The sequence below is a fragment of the Streptomyces sp. NPDC012510 genome (assembly GCF_042955065.1).
GTDB lineage: Bacteria > Actinomycetota > Actinomycetes > Streptomycetales > Streptomycetaceae > Streptomyces.
In genome coordinates, this window is sequence record NZ_JBIBEN010000010.1 from 160,906 (window position 1) to 181,599 (window position 20,694).

At 72.0% G+C, this 20,694-nt stretch carries 17 protein-coding genes; 4 read left to right on the top strand and 13 right to left on the bottom strand.

Translation table 11 applies throughout. The annotated features are described in order from the left end of the window. Nucleotides 1-6: 6 nt before the first annotated feature. From ACFY9I_RS20285 to ACFY9I_RS20335, 11 genes are all read right to left on the bottom strand, one after another. A complete protein-coding gene (locus ACFY9I_RS20285; RefSeq protein ID WP_391003426.1) occupies nucleotides 7-966 on the bottom strand; it encodes an ABC transporter permease subunit in 960 nt (319 codons plus the stop codon). Next, complete coding sequence (locus ACFY9I_RS20290; RefSeq protein WP_391003428.1) at nucleotides 963-2,549, bottom strand: ABC transporter substrate-binding protein; 1,587 nt, start codon at nucleotides 2,547-2,549, stop codon at nucleotides 963-965. The genes ACFY9I_RS20285 and ACFY9I_RS20290 overlap by 4 nt, the downstream gene beginning before the upstream one ends. A gap of 142 nt (nucleotides 2,550-2,691) precedes the next feature. Beyond that, nucleotides 2,692-3,495, bottom strand: a complete 804-nt coding sequence (locus tag ACFY9I_RS20295; protein ID WP_391003430.1) for a methyltransferase domain-containing protein — start codon at nucleotides 3,493-3,495, stop codon at nucleotides 2,692-2,694. Then, complete coding sequence (locus tag ACFY9I_RS20300; protein WP_391003432.1) at nucleotides 3,492-4,754, bottom strand: MFS transporter; 1,263 nt, start codon at nucleotides 4,752-4,754, stop codon at nucleotides 3,492-3,494. Before ACFY9I_RS20300 ends, ACFY9I_RS20295 begins: the two co-directional genes overlap by 4 nt. Further along, complete coding sequence (locus ACFY9I_RS20305; RefSeq protein WP_391003434.1) at nucleotides 4,738-5,967, bottom strand: enolase C-terminal domain-like protein; 1,230 nt, start codon at nucleotides 5,965-5,967, stop codon at nucleotides 4,738-4,740. Before ACFY9I_RS20305 ends, ACFY9I_RS20300 begins: the two co-directional genes overlap by 17 nt. Then, nucleotides 5,964-7,076 (bottom strand): pyridoxal-phosphate dependent enzyme, encoded by a 1,113-nt coding sequence (locus ACFY9I_RS20310; protein ID WP_391003436.1) that lies wholly within the window; start codon nucleotides 7,074-7,076, stop codon nucleotides 5,964-5,966. The genes ACFY9I_RS20305 and ACFY9I_RS20310 overlap by 4 nt, the downstream gene beginning before the upstream one ends. After that, nucleotides 7,073-7,963 carry a Rossmann-like domain-containing protein gene (locus ACFY9I_RS20315; protein ID WP_391003438.1) on the bottom strand — a complete coding sequence of 297 codons (891 nt, stop codon included), beginning with the start codon at nucleotides 7,961-7,963 and terminating at the stop codon, nucleotides 7,073-7,075. Before ACFY9I_RS20315 ends, ACFY9I_RS20310 begins: the two co-directional genes overlap by 4 nt. Beyond that, nucleotides 7,960-9,216 carry an ATP-grasp domain-containing protein gene (locus ACFY9I_RS20320; RefSeq protein WP_391003440.1) on the bottom strand — a complete coding sequence of 419 codons (1,257 nt, stop codon included), beginning with the start codon at nucleotides 9,214-9,216 and terminating at the stop codon, nucleotides 7,960-7,962. The genes ACFY9I_RS20315 and ACFY9I_RS20320 overlap by 4 nt, the downstream gene beginning before the upstream one ends. A 158-nt stretch (nucleotides 9,217-9,374) precedes the next feature. Further along, nucleotides 9,375-10,607 carry a VWA-like domain-containing protein gene (locus ACFY9I_RS20325; protein ID WP_391003442.1) on the bottom strand — a complete coding sequence of 411 codons (1,233 nt, stop codon included), beginning with the start codon at nucleotides 10,605-10,607 and terminating at the stop codon, nucleotides 9,375-9,377. After that, complete coding sequence (locus ACFY9I_RS20330) at nucleotides 10,604-11,890, bottom strand: AAA family ATPase (RefSeq protein WP_391003444.1); 1,287 nt, start codon at nucleotides 11,888-11,890, stop codon at nucleotides 10,604-10,606. Before ACFY9I_RS20330 ends, ACFY9I_RS20325 begins: the two co-directional genes overlap by 4 nt. Nucleotides 11,891-12,046: 156 nt before the next feature. Then, nucleotides 12,047-13,621, bottom strand: coding sequence for a hypothetical protein (locus ACFY9I_RS20335; protein ID WP_391003446.1), 1,575 nt, complete (start codon nucleotides 13,619-13,621; stop codon nucleotides 12,047-12,049). A 278-nt stretch (nucleotides 13,622-13,899) separates the two neighbouring features. Here ACFY9I_RS20335 and ACFY9I_RS20340 point away from each other — a divergent pair, with 278 nt between their 5' ends. Together ACFY9I_RS20340 and ACFY9I_RS20345 are read left to right on the top strand one after the other, a co-directional pair. Beyond that, complete coding sequence (locus ACFY9I_RS20340; protein WP_391003448.1) at nucleotides 13,900-15,381, top strand: MFS transporter; 1,482 nt, start codon at nucleotides 13,900-13,902, stop codon at nucleotides 15,379-15,381. Between the two features lie 198 nt (nucleotides 15,382-15,579). Beyond that, entirely contained in the window at nucleotides 15,580-15,933 is a 354-nt protein-coding gene (locus ACFY9I_RS20345; protein ID WP_391003450.1) for a hypothetical protein, read from the top strand. Here ACFY9I_RS20345 and ACFY9I_RS20350 read toward each other — a convergent pair. Continuing rightward, nucleotides 15,877-17,310: an RICIN domain-containing protein gene (locus ACFY9I_RS20350; protein ID WP_391003452.1), complete on the bottom strand. Its 1,434-nt coding sequence runs from the start codon at nucleotides 17,308-17,310 to the stop codon at nucleotides 15,877-15,879. The two genes, ACFY9I_RS20345 and ACFY9I_RS20350, sit on opposite strands and share 57 nt — an antisense overlap. 236 nt (nucleotides 17,311-17,546) lie before the next feature. Here ACFY9I_RS20350 and ACFY9I_RS20355 point away from each other — a divergent pair, with 236 nt between their 5' ends. Then, a complete protein-coding gene (locus ACFY9I_RS20355; protein WP_391003454.1) occupies nucleotides 17,547-18,515 on the top strand; it encodes a peptidoglycan-binding protein in 969 nt (322 codons plus the stop codon). Between the two features lie 307 nt (nucleotides 18,516-18,822). Continuing rightward, nucleotides 18,823-19,686: a fructosamine kinase family protein gene (locus ACFY9I_RS20360; RefSeq protein WP_391003456.1), complete on the top strand. Its 864-nt coding sequence runs from the start codon at nucleotides 18,823-18,825 to the stop codon at nucleotides 19,684-19,686. Between the two features lie 151 nt (nucleotides 19,687-19,837). On the opposite strand, the gene ACFY9I_RS20365 is transcribed toward ACFY9I_RS20360, so the two are convergent. Then, nucleotides 19,838-20,694: TerD family protein (locus tag ACFY9I_RS20365; RefSeq protein WP_391003458.1), on the bottom strand; the 857-nt coding region annotated here is incomplete at its 5' end.

The window sequence follows — 20,694 nt, forward strand, 5'->3', positions numbered from 1 at the left end:
CCTTCCTCACGCCGCCACCCCCGCCCGGGGCGCCAGCCGCCTGGCGACGACGTCGGCGCTTAGATTGAGCACGACGGTCAGGACGCCGAAGACCACGGCCAGACCCTGGACCACGGGCACATCGCGTTCGGCGACGGCGTTGAGGAGGACCGTGCCCAGTCCGGGGATCACGTAGAGGGCCTCCACGACGATGACGCCGCACAGCAGCCAGTCGATGGTGCGGGCGAGTTGCTGGGCGGCGGGAGCGAGGGCGTTGGGGAGGGCATGGCCGTAGCGGACGCGGGCGCCCGGGACGCCGTACCGGCGGGCGTGGGCGACGTACGGGGAGGCGAGCGCGTCGACCATGCCGGCGCGGACCAGGCGGACGAGGGAGCAGACCGGCCGGGAGAGCAGGACCACCACCGGCAGGACGAGGGCGGCGGGGTGGGCCAGCAGATCGGTGCCGTAACCCACGGCGGTCGGCGGCAGCCAGCCCAGCCTCAGCGCGAAGACGGTCACCAGGAGCACTCCGAGGGCGAACTCGGGGACCGCGTACACGGCGAGCGTGAGGGAGCTGACCAGCCGGTCGAGGAGACCGCCCTCGTGCCGGGCGGCCAGCACACCGAGTCCGAAGGCGATCGGCACGAGCAGGACCACGGTGAGCGTGGCCAGCAGCAGGGTCGGTCCGAAGCCGTCGGCGATGTACTGGGCGACCGGGCGGCCCGAGGCCAGCGAGGTGCCGAAGTCACCGTGCGGCAGGCCCAGCGCCCAGTCGGCCAGCCGCTCGTGCACCGGCCGGTCCAGCCGCATCGCCTCGCGGATGGCGGCGATGCGGGCCGGGTCCGGCTGGTCCCCGGCCAGGGCGACCGCGGCGTCGCCCGGCAGCGCCTCGGTGAGCGCGAAGACCAGCAGCACCACGGCCACGGTCTGCAGGGCGCCGAGGAGCAGCCGCCGGGCGACGAAGGAGCCCAGGCCGGATCCGTTCACGCGAGCCACACCTTGTCGAAGCGTGCCCAGTCGAGCGTGTTGGCAGGAGCCTTGGCCTCGACTCCCCTCACATTGCGTGCCGTTCCGAGAATCCAGTCGGCGAACCCCCAGATCAGGAAGCCGCCCTCGGTGTACAGCCGGCGCTGCATCCGCTCGTAGACGGCGGCCCGCTCTGTCTTGTCGCGGGTGGACTGCGCCTGTTGGTACAGGGCGTCGAAGTCCTTGTGCTTCCACTTTGTGGCGTTGGTGGTGGAGTCGATGAGGAGCCGCTGCGAGATGTGCGCCTCGATGGGCATGGCGCCGGAGCGGTAGCAGGCGAGGGTGCCGCCGTCGAGGATGTCGGCCCAGTACGAGTCCTTGCTGCCCATCTTGACGTCGACCGTGACGCCGGCCTTCGCGGCCTGGTCCCGGAAGATGCTGGCCGCCTCGGTGAACCCGGCGGCGACGTCCGAGGTGTCCAGCGTGACCTTCAGCTTCTCGGCACCGGCCTGCTTGAGCAGGGCACGGGCGCGGTCGAGGTCCTGCTCGCGCTGCGGGAGGTCGGCGGCGTAGTACTCGTACCCCTTGCCGAACAGGTCGTTGCCGACCACGCCTGCCCCGGAAAGGGCGCCGTCGACGAGTTCCTGCCGGTCGGCGATGAGGAAGAACGCCTCCCGCACCCGCTTGTCGTCGAAGGGTGCCCGGTCGGTCTTCATACAGAACGCCTGCATGGCGCTGCCCCGCAGCCGGACGATCTCGATCTGCCCCTTGCCCTCATGGGCGCGCGCGGTGGTCGGGTTGAGCTCGTGGGCGTACTCGACCTGGCCGCCGAGGAGAGCGTTGACGCGGGCGGACTCCTCGTTGGCGACGACGAACTCCAGCTCGTCGAGGTGCGGGGCGCCGTCCCAGTGATCGTCGTAGCGGCGGAAGACGGCCGAGCGGCCGGGGGAGAAGGACACGAAGCGGAAGGGGCCGGAGCCGACGGGCTTCTTGTCGAACTCCCCGGCCTTGTCACCCGCGTTCTCCGGCACGATGTACGCCCCGAACGCGGCCAGCACATTGGGGAACTCGGCCGTCGGCCGCTTCAGCACGAACTCGATGCTCCGCTCCCCGGTGGCCCGGCTCGCGTCGAGGTCGATGGGCTCCAGGGACGCCTTGGCGCGGAACGCCTTCTCCGGGTCGGCGATCCGGCGGTAGCTGTACAGCACGTCCTGCGCGGTGACCGGCTTGCCGTCGTGGAAGGTGGCCTCGCGCAGGGTGACCTGCCAGCGGTCCAGGGTCTTGTTCGACTCCCACTTGGCGGCGAGGCGCGGCCGGGCGGACAGGTCGGCCCCGTAGTCGGCGAGCTTGTCGTACAGTGCCTTGGCTCTGGCGACGTCGGCGAACAGGTTGGCCAGGTGAGGGTCGAGGGTCTCGCTGGCGCCGCCGCCCGCGAACGCGGCACGCAGCCGACCACCGCGCTTCGGCTTGTCGTCGCCGCCGCTCGCCTCGGAGTCGGCCCCGCCTCCGCCGCACCCGGTCAGGGCGAGCGTGCCGAGCGTGACGGCGCCCGTGGCGGCGAGGAAACCGCGTCGGCGCAGGGTGGGGAAACGTTCGTCGTGCATGAGGGTTCCTTGGGTGTGATGGGGATGAGCGATCGGCGGGCGTCTGGACACGAGATCCGCGGGCGTGCTGGGGGAGATCGGCGGGCGTGTCGGTGGGAGAGCGATCGGCGGGCGTCTGGATGAGAGGCGCGCCGCCGCACAGTCAGTGGGTGGAGGCACGTCGCGCGAGGAGATGGAGTCGGTCCGCTTCCGTGGCCCGGCCCGGCAACTGTCCTTCCCTCCAAACCGGTTCGGTGCGCGGGCCCGGCCCGTCGTGCAGTTCCAGCACCTCGAAACCGTGGGCGGCCAGCACGTGGCGCAGCTCCTGGGGGAACAGCAGCCTCCAGGCGGACCGCTGTTCGACGGGCGGCGCTCCGTCGTCCGAGGACCAGACGCGGGTACGGCGGAGCAGTTGCGCGGTGCGGTCCACGGTCAGGGTGGTGGTGGACCGGTAGGCGGTGCCCTGCCAGGTGAAGGCGTTGGCGGTGGGGGTGTCCAGCAGGTCGGTACGGCCCAGGAAGTAGGCGCCGTTGCGCATCTCGGCGACCAGCAGTCCGCCGGGCGCGAGCGCCCGACGGCAGGAGGTGAGGAAGCCGTCGAGCTGGGCGTTGGTGTGGCAGTACAGCAGGGAACTGTCCAGGCAGACCACCGCGTCGAAGGCCGCCCCGCCCAGGTCGAAGCCGTGCAGGTCCGCCCGCACGTACGACGGACCGGGGTGCCGGGCCCGTGCGTGGGCGAGCATCGCCTCGGAGAGGTCGGCGCCGGTCACCGTACGACCGACGTCGTGCAGATGGGCGGCGTCGCGCCCGGTGCCGCAGCCCATGTCCAGGACCCGCGGCCCGGCCCCGTGACGCCGCAGACAGTCCTCCGCCCAGCGTCCGGCCAGCCGCTCGGGATCGGGGAAACGGGCCTCGTACAGCTCGGGGTTGTCGGTGAGGAGGTTGCGGGTGACGACGGGGGCGGTCACGCGCCACTCCTCTCGCTGACGGGTGCGGCCGTGGCCGGGGCCGGTGTCGCGGGCACCGCACCACGCCGGTGCAGCCAGGCGACCGCGCTCGCCGATGCCAGCCCGAACAGCGCGCAGCACACCCAGGGCAGCCATGCGTGTCCGCCGCGCTCCCCGGTGTCCATGGCCCATCCGACGACGGTGTTGCCGACGGCCGCCGCGATCCCGGAGACCACGTAGAAGATGCCGAAGTACGTTCCGGTCAGCTCGGGTCGCCCGAAGCGTGGGATGAGCTCCATCACGAACGGTGAGGCGACCATGAGCCCGAGATAGAGGAGCAGTGCGCCGAGCAGGACGAGCGCGGCGGCAGACCATCCGGAGGCCGCCAGTCCTGCCCCCAGGGCCGGCGGCAGGAACGCCAGCCCCGTCACGGCGAGTCCCGCACTGATCCAACGCGGCCGGCTTCCCCGGGACTTGAGGGCCTTGGTGATGCGCAACTGGAGCGCGAGGTTGCCGAGTGTGCCGACGAGGAAGACGAGCCCGGCGGCGCCGTCCCAGCCGGTGGCCTCCCGGGCCCCGGCGGGCAGCAGCAGGTAGAGCTGGTTCTCCAGGGTGAACATGCCGACCATGGCGAGCGCGAACGCCAGGAAGGCACGGTTCCCCAGCACCTCACGCCAGTCCCCGAGGACACCGCCGCCGCTCGGCTCGACCGTCCGCGCGGGCAGGACGAGGGCCTGCGCCACCGTGAGGACCGCGAAGATCCCGGCGGCGGTCAGCGCGGACGTACGGAAGTCCACGAGCAGCAGCACACTTCCCAGCAGCGGCCCGATCAGCGCACCCGTCGTGGCGAACACATTGAACAGCGCGAACGCCTCCGCCTTGCGTTCCCCGGCCTCCTGCGCCAGATAGGCGCGCACCGCCGGGTTGAACAGCGCCCCGGCGAGCCCGCTGAGCACGGACGCGGCCAGCAGGACCGTCAGCCCGTCGCCCAGCGCGAACAACCCGAACCCGACGGTCCGCAGCGCGCACCCGGCGATGATGACGCCCCGTGCGCCGAGCCGGTCCGAGGCGGAGCCGCCGATGATGAACAGGCCCTGCTGGCTGAGGTTCCGGACACCCAGGACGATGCCGACGACGGCCGCCGACATGCCCAGGTTCTCGGTGAGATGGGTGGCGAGGTAGGGGATCAGGAGGTAGAAGCCGATGTTGACGCCGAGCTGGTTGACCAGGAGGAGTCGGACGGCGAACGGGAAGCGGCGTATCTCATGCCACGTCTGCACGGCCCACCTCCCCCGTCCGGTCCGACCGCGCGGCCTGCCCCGGCTGCCGGGACTGCCGGGTCTCCTCCGTCTCCCGACGCCGAACTCCCAGACCGGGAAGGTGACTTGTCCGTACGAACCCGTCGGCTCCGCCGATGCCGGTCCACGGGTCGGCGGCGAGCAGGAGGTGCCCGTCGAGGTCCACCCAGCGGGCGCGGTCGGCGAGCTGGACGGCGGGTGCGAGCCCGAGGCTGCTGGCGGTGAGGCACCCGAGCATCAGCTCGGTGCCGCTGCCCTCGATCAGCTCGGCGATCCGCAGGGCGGCGTGGACGCCTCCGCACTTGGCGAGTTTCACGTTGACCCCGTGCACACGTCCCGCCAGCCGTCGTACGTCGTCCAGGCTCACGGCGTCCTCGTCGGCGATGACGGGCAGCGGCGAACGCTCCGCGAGGGCCGCCAACGCGTCCGGGGTGCCGGGCGCGAGGGGCTGCTCGACAGCCTCCACACCGAGTTCCGCGAAGCGCGGCAGCAGGGCATCGGCCTGCGTCGGCGTCCAGGCGCCGTTGGGGTCCAGGAGGAGACGGGCCCGGGGCGCGGCCTCCCGGACGACCCGTACGCGCTCGATGTCCTCCTCGGGATCGGGCGATCCGGCCTTGATCTTGACGACCTCGAAGCCGCTCGCGGTGAGCCGGCGCGCCTCGGCCGCCGCGTGCGCCGGTGCGGTGATGCCGATGGTCCGGGCGGTCGCGGCCACGGGCGCGGCGGGCGCGCCGAGGAGCCGGTGGACGGGGCTGCCCGCCCGTTTCCCGACGAGGTCGAGCAGCGCGGATTCGACGGCGGCGGTGACAGCCGGGGGGAGGGCCGACGAACGACCGGCAGGCGCAGCACCGCCATTCCCGGCACCGGCAGTCGTGGATGCGGCCGTCGCGGCACGGCCAATGGTCGAACCGACGGGTACGGCGGACGCCGGACCGGCCGGCTCGCCGGTGCGCAGCGCCTCCAGGGCGCTCTCCGGGTCGCGGAAGTGGACGAGATCCCTGGCGACGGCCGCGAAGTGCCGCCCGAGGGTGTCCGCGTCCAGGCCGTAGTACACGCTGGTGACGGCCTCTCCGTGACCGGCCAGGCCGTCGTGCTCGACGGTCAGCCACACCGCGTCGCGGGCGGCCATGGTGGAGCGGGAGATACGCAACGGCTCGGCGAGTTCGAGGCGTACGGTGCGCTGGGTGACCTTCACAGACTCTCTTCCGGAGAGGGTGGGGCGGCGGCCGGGACCACGGGGACGGCCAGTGGGTCGGTGACCCTCGAACATCGGGCCCAGCCGACGGCCTCGGCCGCGCCCGGGTGGGGGATCTCGACGGGGCGGGCGGCGGCGGTGGACGGGTCGAGGCCGTGGGCGGCGGCGAAGTCGTCGTCGTAGACGCTGCCGAGGTAGCGGTGCGGCCCGTCGGGGAAGACGGTGGCGACTACTGCGCCGGGGTGGACGCGGGCCGCCCAGGCGGCGACCAGCGCGACCGCGCCCGTGCTCCAGCCACCGCTGACGAAGCTGCCACGGGCCAGCCGTCGACAACTGTCGACGGCCTCCGCCGGGCCGACCCAATGCACCTCGTCGAAGGCGTCGTAGGCGACGTTGCGGGGGTGGATGCTGCTGCCCAGGCCGCGCATCAGCCGCGGCCGGGCGGGCTGGCCGAAGATCGTGGAGCCGGTGGAGTCGACACCGATGAGGCGCAGAGCCGGCCAGTGCCTCCGCAGTGGGCCGATGATGCCCGCGCTGTGGCCACCGGTGCCGACACTGCACACCAGGATGTCCAAGTGGTCCAGCTGCACGGCGAGTTCGGCGGCGAGCGAGGCGTAACCGGCGGTGTTGTCGGGGTTGTTGTACTGGTCGGGCCAGTACGCCCCCGGCAGCACGGCCAGCAGTTCCCGCAGCCGGGTGAGGCGCGCCGCCTGCCAGCCACCCCGGGCCGCCGGGCGGTCCACCAGCTCCAGCCGCACGCCGTGTGAGCGCAGCAACTGTCGCATGGACGGCTCCAGTTCACTGTCGCCGACCAGCACGACCGGATGGCCGAGTGCCTGACCCGCGAAGGCCAGCCCGACACCCAGCGTCCCGGACGTGGACTCCACCACCGGTGCACCGGGCAGCAGTTCACCGCGCTCCCGGGCACCCAGCAGCATGGACACGGCGGCCCGAGCCTTCATACCGCCCGCCGCGAGCCCTTCCAGCTTGGCCCAGAAACCGGGCTGGGGGCCGGGCAGTTCGGCGGTGATCCGCGCCAGCGGCGTACGCCCCACCAGGGACAGCAGCTCCGGGCGGGCAACGGAGCGCAGGACGGTCGACGAGGTCACCGGCTGCCTCCGGAAACCGTGTCCGAGCCCGGCACCGGAGTCGTCGGCGGGCCCGGTCGATCGTCCAGCCGGTAGCGGTGCAGCGTGCCGGGCCCCGCGTCCAGCCAGAAGAAGGGGTACGGCTCGGCGCACACCGCGCTCACTCCCTGGCCGAGGAACCGGGGGAGCACCGCACTGCCGGTCTGCGCGAACATCACCAACTGCTTGCCGTGCGCCAGCGCGTGCCGCCGCAACGGCTCGAAGGTGCTGTTGCCCAGCGTCATCCCGGAGACGAGCAGCGCGTCGCAGCGGTCGACCGCCCCCAGCGCGTCGGCGACCACCTCCTCACCCCACTCCGTGACCCCGCCCTTGAGATCGCACGCCACATAGCCGAGCCCTCGTGAACGCAACGCCTCCAACAGCGAGTTGACGACACCGACCACGAGCACCGTCGCCCCCGCCGGCAGATCGATCAGCTCGACCACGGCCCGCGCCCGCGCCCGTGACTTCTCAAGCGACGTACCGGCCGGCAAGGGGAAGGGAAGCGCCCCGTTGGCCGGCATGTGCGGGGTGACGTGCATCAGGTAGGCGTCGAGCGCGGCCACCCGAACCGGGAGGAGCGGGTGATCCAGGAGCCGGGCGACATCGGCGCCCGCACAGTCGTCGACGGCCGCCTCCGGAAGACCGCCGGGCTCGACCGCGCAGGACCCCACGGCCCCGGCGAGTCGCAGGCTCAGGACCTCGTTCCGATAGCCGGTGCCCCGCCCGTCGTGCCGCACGGCCTGACGGGTCACGAACGCCACCGCGATCCGCAACCCCCGTGGATCAGGACCCAGTTCACCCGCGCGGGCACCCTGCAACAGTTCCTCGTACGTGGCCGCGCGGGTTATCGGCACGACGGCGGTCACCGGATCACCAGCCCAGCGCGCACCTCGTCCAGCAGGGCCTCGACGCGCCCCCGCGCCCCCAGCCCCTCCGGGTCGCCCACCATGACGTGACCGAGGTACTCGTTGTTGCTGCCCGCCGCCTTGACCTGTCTCCCCGGCTCGGCGAGCTGCGCCTCCAGCACCCCTGCCAGGTCGGCGAGTCGGGTTCCGCCGAGCGCTTCGAGGGTGCCCGAGGCCTCCGGCACGAGGAAGCCGACGGCCGCGCTGCGCAGCCCGGTCTCCCGGCGCCGCAGATCGGGCTCGCGGCCGAGGGCGACCTCGACGGCGGCCGCCGCGAGGTCGATGCCGGTGACATGGCGGACCAGCTCGGTGATGCGGTTCCCGGCGGGCCGGGGGTTCACCTCGACCACGCGCGGTCCGTCCGGGGTCAGTTTGACCTCGGTGTGCGCCACGACGCCGTCGGTCAGCCCGAGCGCCTTCAGCGCGCTCAGCGCGGTCTGCTCGGCGGCCTCCGCGTCGGCGCCGGAGAGCGCGGCCGGGAACATGTGGCCGGTCTCGATGAACGCGGGCGCCCCGCCGATGCTCTTGTCGGTCACCCCGACGACGTGCACCGCCCCGGCGTACGACACGGTCTCGACGCTCACCTCGGGCCCGGTCAGCAGCTCTTCCAGCAGAACGGCGGGCACCCGCCGCTGCCCGCGAGCGTTCAGTGGGAAGTCGGCCAACGACCGCACTGCCTCGGCGAGTTCGGCCTCGTCGTCCACCCGCCGCACATACATGCCGGCGCACAGGTCGACCGGCTTCACGACCAGTGGATAGCCGATCTCCCGCGCGGCCCGGGCGATGTCGGCCCACTCCTCGTGGAGGGCGAAACGCGGTCCGGGCACGTCCGCGTCGGCGAGGACGCGACGGGTGGCGTCCTTGCGGCAGGCGTTCGCCACGGCCTCCGGGCGCGGCCCGGGGAGGCCGAGACGGCCGGCGATCCGGGCCACCGTGGGCAGGTAGTAGTCGCAGGACGAGATCACCCCGTCGAAGCCGAACACCGCATGCAGACGGGCGACCTCCGGCAGGAGGGTGTCGAGGTCGTTGGTGTCGGCCGTGACCACGTTCCGCGCCCCGAGCAGCGGATGGGCCGTGCCCTCATGGGCGGAGCGGAGGTAGTGGTGCAGATCGCGGGTGAGGAACGTGAACTCGTGCCCGCCCTCCCGAATGGCCCGTGGCAGCAGCCTGCTCATCGATCCGACCCAGCTCTCGACCACCAACAGATGAGCCACAGCTCCCCTTTTCGTGCGGTGCGTTCAGGCGTCAGGGCAGCCCGACGACACCTCCACAGGGAGGCGCCAGGCTTGACATGCGCACCTTATCGATAATCGTTTTCATTGTCATGGGGATTCGGTGTACGCAATGAGGAAGCGGGGGACCGGGCCCGCGCCTACCCGATCTCCACCACCCGAGCCCAGTCGGGCGGTGCGGCCGGTACGTAGTCGGGGTCGTCCTCGATCCAGGTGGTGCCGGAGTGGTGCCGGGAGAACAGGCCGACCACCGTCCGGCACGGTGGCCGTGAACTGGGCCAGGGGGTCTGTCCGTCGGTGAGGACCACGATGACGTCGGGACCGGGACGGCGCCGGAGCGCCGTCCCGAACCCGGTGCGCAGATCCGTACCGCCCCCGCCCACCAGGGAGATGCCCTCGGCCCGGCACAGCGGGTGGGCGACATTCGCGGCCGCGTCGCACGACACGACGGTGACGAGGTCGCGTCGGCCGCCCACGGCGCGGGAGATCGCGGCGACCTCCAGGAGTGCGCTCCCGAGTTCGGCGTCGCTGACCGATCCGGAGGTGTCGATGATCACGGAGACACGAGGGGGTCTGCGCCGCAGGCTCGGCAGCACGGTGCCCGGCACACCGGCCGACCGCCGCGACGGCCGACCGTAGGAGTAGTCCTCGCCCGCGCCGGGAGCGGAGGCCGCCGACCGGACCGCCGCCCCCAGCAACTCCCGCCACGGCTGCGGCGGATGGAACGCCTCCTCCGCCCACCGCCGCCAGCCCTCGGGCGCGCTCCCCGGCCGGCCCTTGATGCCCTGCGCCACCCGGAAACGGACCGCGTCCCGTTCCTGCTCGCTCAGGCCGTGCGCCCCATCCGGCCCCAGCTCCCACTCCCGCTCCAGACCGTCGGCGCCACTGCCACAGTCCAGCCAGGCCAACTCCTGTGTGAGAGGCCCCAGTTGAAACTGGCGCAGATAGTCCTCCATCAGCTGCCCCTCGGGCAGTCTCAGGAACGCCGGATCGACCACGCCCTCCGGCTTCACCAGCCCGTCGCCGAACACGTCGTCGTTGATCTCGCAGTCCGCGGCGATGTTCATCCGCAGCCGCTCGCCGGGCCCGGTCAGCCCCCGCTCCCTGGCGACCCGGTCGCTGCGCCCGTGATGGTCGCGCAGCAGATGCGACACCTCGTGCACCCATACGCCGGCCAGCTCCTCCACCGGCGTGCGGTCCACGAAGCCCGGGGACACATAGCAGCGCCAGTGCCGGTCCACGGCCATCGTGGGCACCCGGCGGGACTCCACGGTGTGCAGCGCGAACAACGCGGTGGCCAGATAGGGCCGGGCCCGAGCCGCCTGCAGCCGGGCGGCGAAGAGCTTGTCGAGGTCGAGTTCCCGCGTCGTCATCGGCGTCCCCGCGTCGTCGTCCTGGCGCGGGTCGCCGCCTCGTCCGCACGCCGGGACAGCGTCACCACTCCGGCGAGGTTCTCGATCACCGCAGGAACGTCCCAGTCGTCGCGGCGCAGTGCCGCGAGGGTGGTCGCGGGGACCACCACCAGATCCGGGGCCCCCGTCTCCACCGCCCGGACGAGCAGCGTCCACGCCGCGTCCCAGCGGGACCTCTCCGGACGGGCCCGGACCGCCGCCACCACACCATCGAGCACGGCCTGCCTCAGATCCCCCCGCTCGGGCAGGACCGCCCGCGCCGGGTCGGCGAGCAGATCTTCGGGGTCGGGGAGGTCCAGCCGGTCCAGACTGGCGAGCAGCTCCAGCCCGGGACCGTCCCCCACGGTGCCCCTCACCAGCAGGGAGAGCACATCACGGTCGACTCCGGAGGCGGTCGCGAACGCGATGAGGTGCAGGGTCATCTCCCAGCTCCGGGGTGACGGCCAGGCCCCGCCCCGGCGGCTCTCGCTGCTGGGCAGTTGGTGCACGAGTTTGGGACGCGCGGCCAGCAGCGCGCACACCGCGCGACGGGCGAAGTCCACGGCCTGGGACAGCCGCTCCGGCGCGAGCCGGGGCAGGGTGGCCCGGGGCCAGGTCCCCCCGAGGCCCCGTACGACGACCTCGTGGTCGTGTGTCCACTGCAGATGGACGAAGCGGTTGGCCAGCGGCGGGCTCAGCTCCCAGCCGTCGGCCGCCGAGGAGCGTGGATTGGCGGCGGCCACGATCCGTACGCCGGGCGGCAGTTGCAGCGCGCCGATCCTGCGCTCCAGCACCAGCCGGAGCAGCGCCGCCTGCACGGCCGGCGGCGCGGTCGACAGCTCGTCCAGGAACAGCAGCCCCCGGCCCGCCCGCACCAGCCGCACCGCCCAGTCCGGCGGGGCCATCGGCACACCCTGTTCGGCCGGGTCGTCGCCCACGATCGGCAGTCCCGAGAAGTCGGACGGCTCGTGCACGCTGGCGATCACCGTGGTCAGGGGGAGATCCAGGGCGGCCGCGAGCTGGGTCAGTGCCGCGGTCTTGCCGATCCCCGGCTCACCCCACAGCAGGACCGGCAGGTCAGCGGCGACGGCCAGGGTCAGAGCCTCCAGTTGGGTGTCGGGGCGTGGTTCGGTGGTCGTGGTGCGCAGCAGGGTCAACAGGTCACCGGCCACGTCGAGTTGGGAGACAGGGCCGGTATCGGCTTCGGTAGCGGTGTCGGTAGCGGAGAAAGCGGTGGACAGGGTGAACGGGGTGGCAGTGGGCATGTGTGATCACCTGTGGTGTGTGGAGGGCCGGGGGAGTACGGGAACGAGGAGGGTCCCCGTGATGACGCGAGTGAGCGGATGCGAGTGCGGGGGCGGTGCGGGTGCGAGGCCACTGGCCCGGGGCCCGGGCCAGTGGGTCGAGGGCAGGGGCCCCGGTCAGTAGAAGGTGGCGACGCGCCGGCGGCGGTGACGGGACGGGCGGCGGCCGGCATTGCTGCGGACCCGGCCGGCCCCGGGATCGGCGAGACCTGCCCGGTACAGGCCGTAGGCGATCCGGCCTCGCGCGGCCGTCTCCAGCGCGTCCCGCAGCGCACCGTCGCGCAGCACCGCCTCGGGGCCGAGGAGCCCCTCGACCACGGCCAGCGCACCGGCCACGTCACCGTGGTCCAGGCGTTCACGTACGCCGGTCAGGCAGTCCGGGCGGCGGTGTGCCTCGTCGATGGCCCGCAGACAGGGCAGGGGAGTGCCGGTCAGCTCGACCAGCAGTTCCTCCCGCCGGATCTCTACGGGATCGTGGTCCAGTGGGACCAACACCCCGTCGACCAGGCCGATCCGGTGCCGCTCTCCCCGGCACTGAACGATCCGTGGTCCCGTACCGTCCGGTGCTTCCGCCGGACCCGACGGCGGGTGGCCCGGTACCAGCGCCGACGCGACCAGCGGATGCAGCCGGCCGACGTCGATCGCCCCGGCCCGGAGCAGTGCCAGGTCGGGCAGGACCCAGGTCGCGGCGTCGGGCAGGACCGGCAACGAGGTGGAGGCACCGTCCTCGCCGGACGCGGCCGTGATCCGCAGGGCGGGGGGCCGACCGCCGTCGCCGATCCGGTCGTAGGGGCCGCCGTCCGGGGGCGGGCCGGGTGCCGGGGCCACGTTCAGGAGCAGCCGGCGTCGAGCGCCGCACCGGACGAGTACGGCACCGCCGTCCCGCCCCTCGGCCCGCAGCACGATCGCCGCCTCATCGGCCCACCGCCCGACGGCACAGCCGGACACATCCGGATCCCGTAACTCCCGGCCCGGCACTTCGGGTCGACGCGGTTCCGGGCCCGGCGAAGGCGAACGCTCGCGGGTGTCGGGTGACAGCGGGCCGTCGACGGAGCCGGAGCGAAGCGGATGGTCGGCTGAGCCCGAGGGAAGCCGATGGTCGGCGGAGCCCGGTGATAGCGCACCGTCCAGGGCCTCATGATCCGCTCCTGTGCGCGTCCGTAGCTCACTCGTCCTTCGTGCATCCCATAGATGGCGGTGCAGATCGAGACGGTAGCGGCGGCTGGGACGCGGATGCGGATGGCCGCGGGCGTCGGCCTCGGAGCGGGACGCGTCCCACAACGCGAGGCCGATCCGCTGTCCGGCGTCCGCCCAGGCGGGCGGCGTCCGCGCCACGAGGTGCAGCGCACCGGGGCGGGCCCGCCCCGGCACGTCGTACCGGGCCAGCGTGATGGTCAGGCCGGGGCGCAGTAGCCCGTCGGGAGCGATCCTCGGCATGTGCCAGCGCAACAGGTCCGGCGCCACATGTCTGAGGTCGCCCCGTACTTGGGCTGCCAGATCCTGCCCGTGAACACGGGCCAGGGAACGCGGATCGAAGTCGATGTCGATGCCTGCGGCGGCACACGCACCGGCCCAGTCGCCGACAGCACGACGGGCGGTCGCAGTCTCGATCATGGAGGGTGGCACGGCGAACTCGCGCACGCGCGACCAGAAGGAAAGCCGGGAATCCCCGTTCGCGAGAGAAGTGAGCATCAGCACTCACCTTGCGCGGACGGGACCCCCATTCTGCCAATGGAGTGAGTAGTCATCGCGGTGATCGTAACGCCGCCCACGCCGATTCCGCACCCGTTTTCCGGCAGTCCGCCCAAGTGGTGGCCCTCATGGCACCGGCGTACGGTCGAACAGTGAACGCAGCGGTGGACGGAGCCGTTCACTGACCTCTGCCGAGCGAATACGCCATGAGCAGCAGTCCGCATCCCACTTCCCCAGCACAGGCCACCACCCGGGAAACAGGTGGTGGTGGGAGTGCGATGGCGTTGCTGGTGATCGCCTCGTGTCAACTGATGGTGGTGCTGGACATCACCATCGTGAACATCGCGTTGCCGGACATCCAGCGGTCCCTGGACTTCTCCACGACCAGTCTGGCGTGGGTGGTGAACGCGTACACGCTGACCTTCGGCGGTCTGTTGCTGCTCGGCGGCCGGGCCGGGGACATCCTCGGGCGGCGGCGCGTGTTCGTCTTCGGGGTGCTGCTGTTCGTGCTGGCCTCGCTCCTCGGCGGCCTCGCCCAGAACTCGGGTCAACTCCTGGCCGCCCGCGCCCTCCAGGGTGTCGGCGGCGCGATCGCGTCCCCGACGTCGCTGGCTCTGATCAGCACGACCTTCCGTGAAGGACCGGAGCGCAACCGGGCGTTCGGGGTGTTCGCCGCGGTCTCGGCGGGCGGTGGCGCCATCGGGCTGCTCGCGGGCGGCGTTCTCGTGGAGTGGCTGAACTGGCGGTGGGTGCTGTTCGTCAACGTGCCGATCGGGCTGCTGATCGTGCTGGCGACGCCGCGCTGGATCAGGGAGTCCGAACGACACCCGGGCCGCTTCGACATCACCGGCGCTCTGACGTCCACAGCGGGCATGGTGCTCCTGGTGTACGGGTTCATCCGGGCCGCTCAGGAAGGCTGGCGGGACGGACTGACGCTCGCCTCGTTCGCCGGAGCCGTCGTCCTCCTCGCCGTGTTCATCCTGGTGGAGAAGCGCTCCCGGCAGCCGATCACCCCGCTGCACATGTTCGCCGACCGCAACCGCGCGGGCACGTACGGCATCATGCTGTGCCTGGCCGCCGCCATCTTCGGGATGTTCTTCTTCCTGACGCTCTTCACCCAGAACGTGCTGGACTTCAGCCCTCTCGCCACCGGCCTGGCGTTTCTGCCGGTCAGCGCGGTCATCGCGATCGGTGCCGGGCTGGCCTCGCGGTTCCTGCCCGTGTACGGGCCCAAGCCGTTCATGGTGGTGGGCGCGATCCTCGCGGCCGTCGGCCTGGGCTGGCTGACCCTGACCGACGTCCACTCGACGTACGCCGGCAGCGTTCTCGGGCCGATGCTCGTCTTCAGCCTCGGCATGGGCATGGAGTTCGTGTCGCTGACGCTGATGGCGCTCTCCAATGTGTCCACCGAGGAGACCGGAGCGGCCTCCGGCCTCCTCAACGCCACCCAGCAGGTCGGCGGTTCACTAGGACTGTCCATCCTCGTCACGATGTTCGGCACGGCCAGCGCCAACGAGGCGGAGAAACAGATCCCGGACTTCCTGTCCCAGGCGACCCCGGCCGAGCGCCTGCGCTTCGAACAGAGCGGGCAACTGCCGCCTCCCTGGAGCGACGAGGTCCTGACCGCCGGCGTCTCCTCCGCCTTCGTGATGGCGGCGATCTTCACCGTCGTCGCGGCGCTGATCGCGGTCCTGGCCATCCAGGTCCGCCCCTCCGACCTGGAGCGGCTGAAAGGTGGGATGGGGCCGGGCCCCGGTTGAGGGACGGGGGGTGGAGGGACGGGCCGAGGGATCAGGTCTAGGTGCGGGCGGCCCCGTCATCAACACGTCAAGGTGGCTGCGTGGGGCAAGGCCCATCGCGTGGGGCAAGGCCCATGACGACCACCTGAGTATCCGTGACGGAGCGACTGAGTATGTGGTCCGATACGCCGCACCCCGGACCGCTGCTGGACTGTCCTCATGAACACGCAACCGTCGCGCCCGCGCCCGCTCCGGAACGTCACCGCCACGGCCACCGCCACCGGTTCGGCCCTCGCGGTGACGCTGATCCCGCTGGTCGTCGGGGCGTTGGTGGCGCGGTCGGTCGGCGGTGACCCGATGGCGTCGGTCAACGCCCTGATCGCAGGTGGCGGCGAGCGGGCCAGGCTGGCGCCGAGTGAGCTGCCCATCCTGCGGGACATCCGCACGGCACCCCGCAGGATGGGCGGGCGCCTGGCCCGGCGACGGCTGCTCGACCGCCGCCCGGCGGGGCGACGGCTACTGGCCTGCGGCGAGGACGTACGTGTTGAGGTCGGCCACCGTGGTGAGCGGTGACGGTGAGCCGAGGTCGTAGCGGTCCACCGCCAGGTAGTTGGGTTTCTTGCGGGCGGCCGGCGTGCAGAAGTTCCGCGCGCGGTTGAGCAGCTTGGCGTTGTCCGTCTCGGCCGTGCCGGCGATCGTGTAGTCGCGGAAGTGGTTCATGACGAACAGCGGACGGAAGGCGGTCGAGTCCGTGGTGAGCGGTCTGCCCGTGCCCCACCGGCTGTAGCAGGACCAGTCGGAGCCGCCGAGCCCGCCGCCCATGGACCAGTGGTTCTCGACGGTCCACTCGCGCTGGTACATCACGCCGAAGCTGTCCCGCGTGGCGTGACCGGCGGAGACGTCGCTCGCTCGCGTGCGGTCACTGAAGATCAGCAGCTGCTTGCCCCGGGCGGCGAGATCCGCCATCGTCGGCCATCCGTTCGTCGCCACGCCCTCCTGGTCGGGCCGGTACAGCACGTCGGACAGTCCGCTGACGGACGCCAGGGACGACTTCAACACGTCGGAGGCGGTGTAGTCCTCCAGGAAGACGGTGACGACCTCACCCGGACGGGCTTTGAGGAAGTCGACCATGTGCTGCAGTCCGGTGGCGAGTGTGACCGGACCGCTGACCCCGTCACAGCTGTTGTGGCAGAGCGCGGCACGGCCCGCCACGGTGTAGGTGTCCAGCATGAACCCCCGTACACCATCGGTGAGTTGCCGACTCACGCCCCGTGACTGGTTGGGGAAGAGGCTGACGGGGAACGAGGCGAAGTTCCCGTCGACGCCGTTGGCGTAGGCGTTGTGCGAGGTGAGGAACGTGACCTGGTCGAGGGTGCGGGTGTCGGTGGACGGCATGGCCGTCGTGGCGTAGGTGACCGGTGTGAGGTACCAGCGGGAGTAGGTGCCGCTCGGCCCGACCCGCACGGCCGAGGAGTCCGAGGAGTTGCCCGTCAGATACTGCGAGGTTCCCGGCACGCCGACGGTGTAGGTGCCTCCCCCGGCCTCCGTGATCGTCCACGTCGTGCCGTCCGCGCCACAGGTCGCGGTCACCGCCGAGGTGGCGCTGCGCCCGAGACAGCTCCCCGACCCGTCGACGTTCCGCAACTGGTGCCCGCCGCTGACGGCGATCGGCGTCCACTGCTGGTGGTCCTCGTCGCCCTTGGGGTTGTGCGCGGCGACCGTACCGCCGCTGTCCGCCGCGTTGAGCCCGGTCACGGCGTTCTGCAGATAGACCGAGTACGACGGGACGGCCGCGACGGCGGGGCCGGAGAACGCGACGGGCACTCCCAGGGCGAGCGCGGCGACCGCGCTCAGGGAACGGGCACGGGCACGGGCACGGGCTCGGCCACGGACGCCTGGGCGCGAACGGAGGTGGGGACGGTGATGGGGATGCGGGCGGGACAGGCTCACGGGGTTCCTTCCACTCCGGGCACTCCGGACTCCGGGTTGATGTCAGAGGCATGACACACCGAGCGCCGGGTCACGCGCCAGACCCCTCGTATGAAGACCTGATGGGCGCGAACTCGCCTTCTTCGGATCGCACTTGAGCCAGCCTGATCATTCTCGTTCGACATTCAAGCAAGTTTTGAGGATTCCGTGTAGAAGATCTGTCTAAACTCTGAAGCCCGCCCGAAGAGAGAACACGCGTGAGTGAACCGACAGGCCCTGTCTGCCCGCAGTGCGGTACGCCCCGGGCGGCCGACGGGACCCCGGCCTGTCCCTGCGGGCGTCTGGCGTCGGACGCCCACCGCGACACCCGTACGGCGCTGGCGGACGCCGCGGAGGACTTCGACCCGGTGCGCATCCGGCCGTTCGTCCAGGGCGGCGAGGACACCGGGCCGGCCGACCTCTCGCAGGGCACCGAGAACGCACCACGGCCGAGCCCCGTGGCCGGGGAGGGCGACGCCCCCACGAGCGGAACCGGTGGGCCCGGCCTGGCAGGGGAGACCGGCCCTAGCGGCCAGACCGGCCCGAGCGGCCAGGCCGAGGAGCCGCCCGTCGACGCCGCGCGGGACGCTGGGCGACGGCGCGTTCGGCACCGGATGGCGCTGACCGCAGGGGTGGGAGTCGCCGTGGTCGCCGTACTGGTGACGGGAGGCGTCGTCGGCGGACTCTTCTCGTACGAGGCCCCCTCGCGCGACGGTTCGGGCCCAGACGACATCCGGGCGGGCCTTCCGGAGGCGGTCGCCGGCGGCGACCCGTCGTCCTCGGCGGCTCCCTCCCGTACGCCCCCCTCGCCCTCGCCCTCCGAGACCTCCTCCCCCTCGGCGAGCCCGTCCCCCTCCGAGGGCCGGGCCACCCCCACCGACTCGACCGGGCCGACCAGACCCCCCTCCGACAGCGACGCCGCAGTGACGGCCGTCCCCGCGCCGACCCGGTCGGACGCAGAGGCCCCCGTCCTCGCCCTCGGTGACACCGGACCGGAAGTCACCGAACTCCAACTGCGCCTGCGTCGGACGGGCCTCTACAACGGAGACGTCGACGGCGACTACGACCGCGAGGTCGAGAGCGCGGTCCGGGGCTACCAGTTGACCCGTGTCGTCCTGGAGGACGAGTCGGGCGTCTACGGCAGGGCCACGCGCACCTCACTCGAATCCGAGACCCCGGAGCCATGACCCGAGCGCGGCGTCCGGTGGCCAGTTCGTGGTGCCGGTGGCGTCCCCCGGCGAGGCGGCCGCGAAACGACTTCGTCGGCGAACGCCCATGGGCACATTCCGTTGTCCTTCCGGGCTGTCCGCCCGGGAGTAGTTCATAAGTAGTTCATATACGTGAACTCATTTCACGGATCTAAATAATCGGCCAAGTTACGGATCGATTCGTTCGCATGTCAAGACATGGGTAGGAGATTTCACCGGCACCACGCGGGGCCCGTACGGGATCCTGGGGACGCCCTGAGCGGATGAGAAAGGGAGGCGGTTCGCCGTGGCCGATCGCACGGCACCCGGTGCCCTGGCGGCCCGGCTCACCGGCCGCCCGGCGACCGGGGAACGCAGGCTGTCCGGCGCGCTCGCCGAAGTCACCCTCGACGACGGTCGGGTGGTGCTGGTCAAGCTCGGCGACGGCCCCGGCGCGGCCCGGGCCGAGGCGGCCGGACTGTGCTGGCTCACCGAGACCGGCACGGTTCGCGTACCCACGGTGTACGGCCACGACGGGGGCCGGCTGGTGATCGACCGGGTGGCGCAGGGGGCACCGAGTGCCGAGGCGGCGGCACGATTCGGCGCTGACCTGGCCGCCCTGCACGCCGCCGGCGCGCCCGCCTTCGGCGCACCGCCGCCCGGCGGCCCGCGGGAGGCCTACATCGGCCGCGCGCCCATGCGGAACATCACCGGCGACGACTGGCCCGCCTGGTACGCCGAGCACCGCGTGCTGCCGTATCTGGGCCGCGCGGTCGACGACGGCACGATCCGCCCGGCCGAGGCGTATTCGATCGAGGAGGTCTGCGCACGCCTGCCCGATCTGGCGGGTCCCGCCGAGCCGCCCGCACGGCTGCACGGCGACCTGTGGAACGGCAACGTCCTGTGGGGAGCGGACGGCGACGCCTGGCTCATCGACCCGGCCGCCCACGGCGGCCACCGCGAGAGCGACCTGGCGATGCTCGCCCTTTTCGGCTGCCCCCATCTGGACGAGGTGCTCCGGGGCTACGAGCAGGCCGCACCCCTCGCCGACGGCTGGGCCGACCGCGTCGGACTCCACCAGCTCTTCCCGCTGCTGGTCCACGCCGTGCTCTTCGGCCGCGGTTACGCGGAACAGGCACTGGACGCGGCGCGGGCGGCACTCGCGCGGTGAGCACCCCTCGCGCGCACATACGGAAACCGGGAGGCGCCGTGGTGGGCGCCTCCCGGTTCGAAGTCGGCGGCGAGGAAAGCGAAGGAACTTGTTTCAGGAAAGGAATGAGAAGGAAGCCCCTTCATGGCCTCGCCGCGGGCAACGCTAGCACTCAGCCCGGGATCACGTCGCGCAGATTTTCGAGGGTGATGATCCGGGAGTCCGGATGCAGCCCCTCGGGGCGTTCGAGACCGATGTACGTCACGGGCTCCTCCGGGACCGACGTGCCGTCCCACAGGTCCATGGTCGTCGTGTCGCCGGACATCAGGTCGATCAGGTACCCCACCGTCAACTGCTCGCGCTCCACAAGGGCGCGCACCACCTTCGACACCGACACCTGGTTCTCCTCGACCCGGTTGGCCGACGAGATGCCCTTCAGATACAGGTGCAGCCACTTCGCACGCCAGCGCCCGTCGTCCCCGCGCCGGAACGCCAGCGGCAACGCCACCTTGCCCGGCCCGCGCAGCTCCGACTTCATCCGCACCGTACGCGGCTCGAACGGACGGCCCTTCTGCTCGGCGTCGCGCACCATGAAGCCGAAGAAGGACTCCTCGACCTCCTCGAAGCCCTCACCGGCGAAGATGTTCACCTGGGGGACGATGAACCTGGCGCGCACCCGGTCCAGGGACAGTTCGATGAACTCCGAGGCCCCGTCGGGCGCCTCGGTGACATCGCCCGAGTGCCGGCCCCCGACGGTGGTGAGGGACGTGTAGGAGAGCCAGGCGTCGGTGCTGTAGTCGCCGCGCAGCAGCAGCGCCGACAGGTCGTAGTCGGTCCGGTTCTCGGTCTCCTTCCAGTACACGAAGAAGCGCAGCCGGTCGCCGTCGACCTCCGAGACCGAACCCCGTGGCAGTACGCCGAGCCCGGCCGCGGTGGCCCATGCCCCGGGCCCCCGGGGCCCCACCAGCCGCTGGGGGTCGACCAACACCCCGGCCCGCGCGGGGTGGCGACCACCCGGCGCGGCGTGCA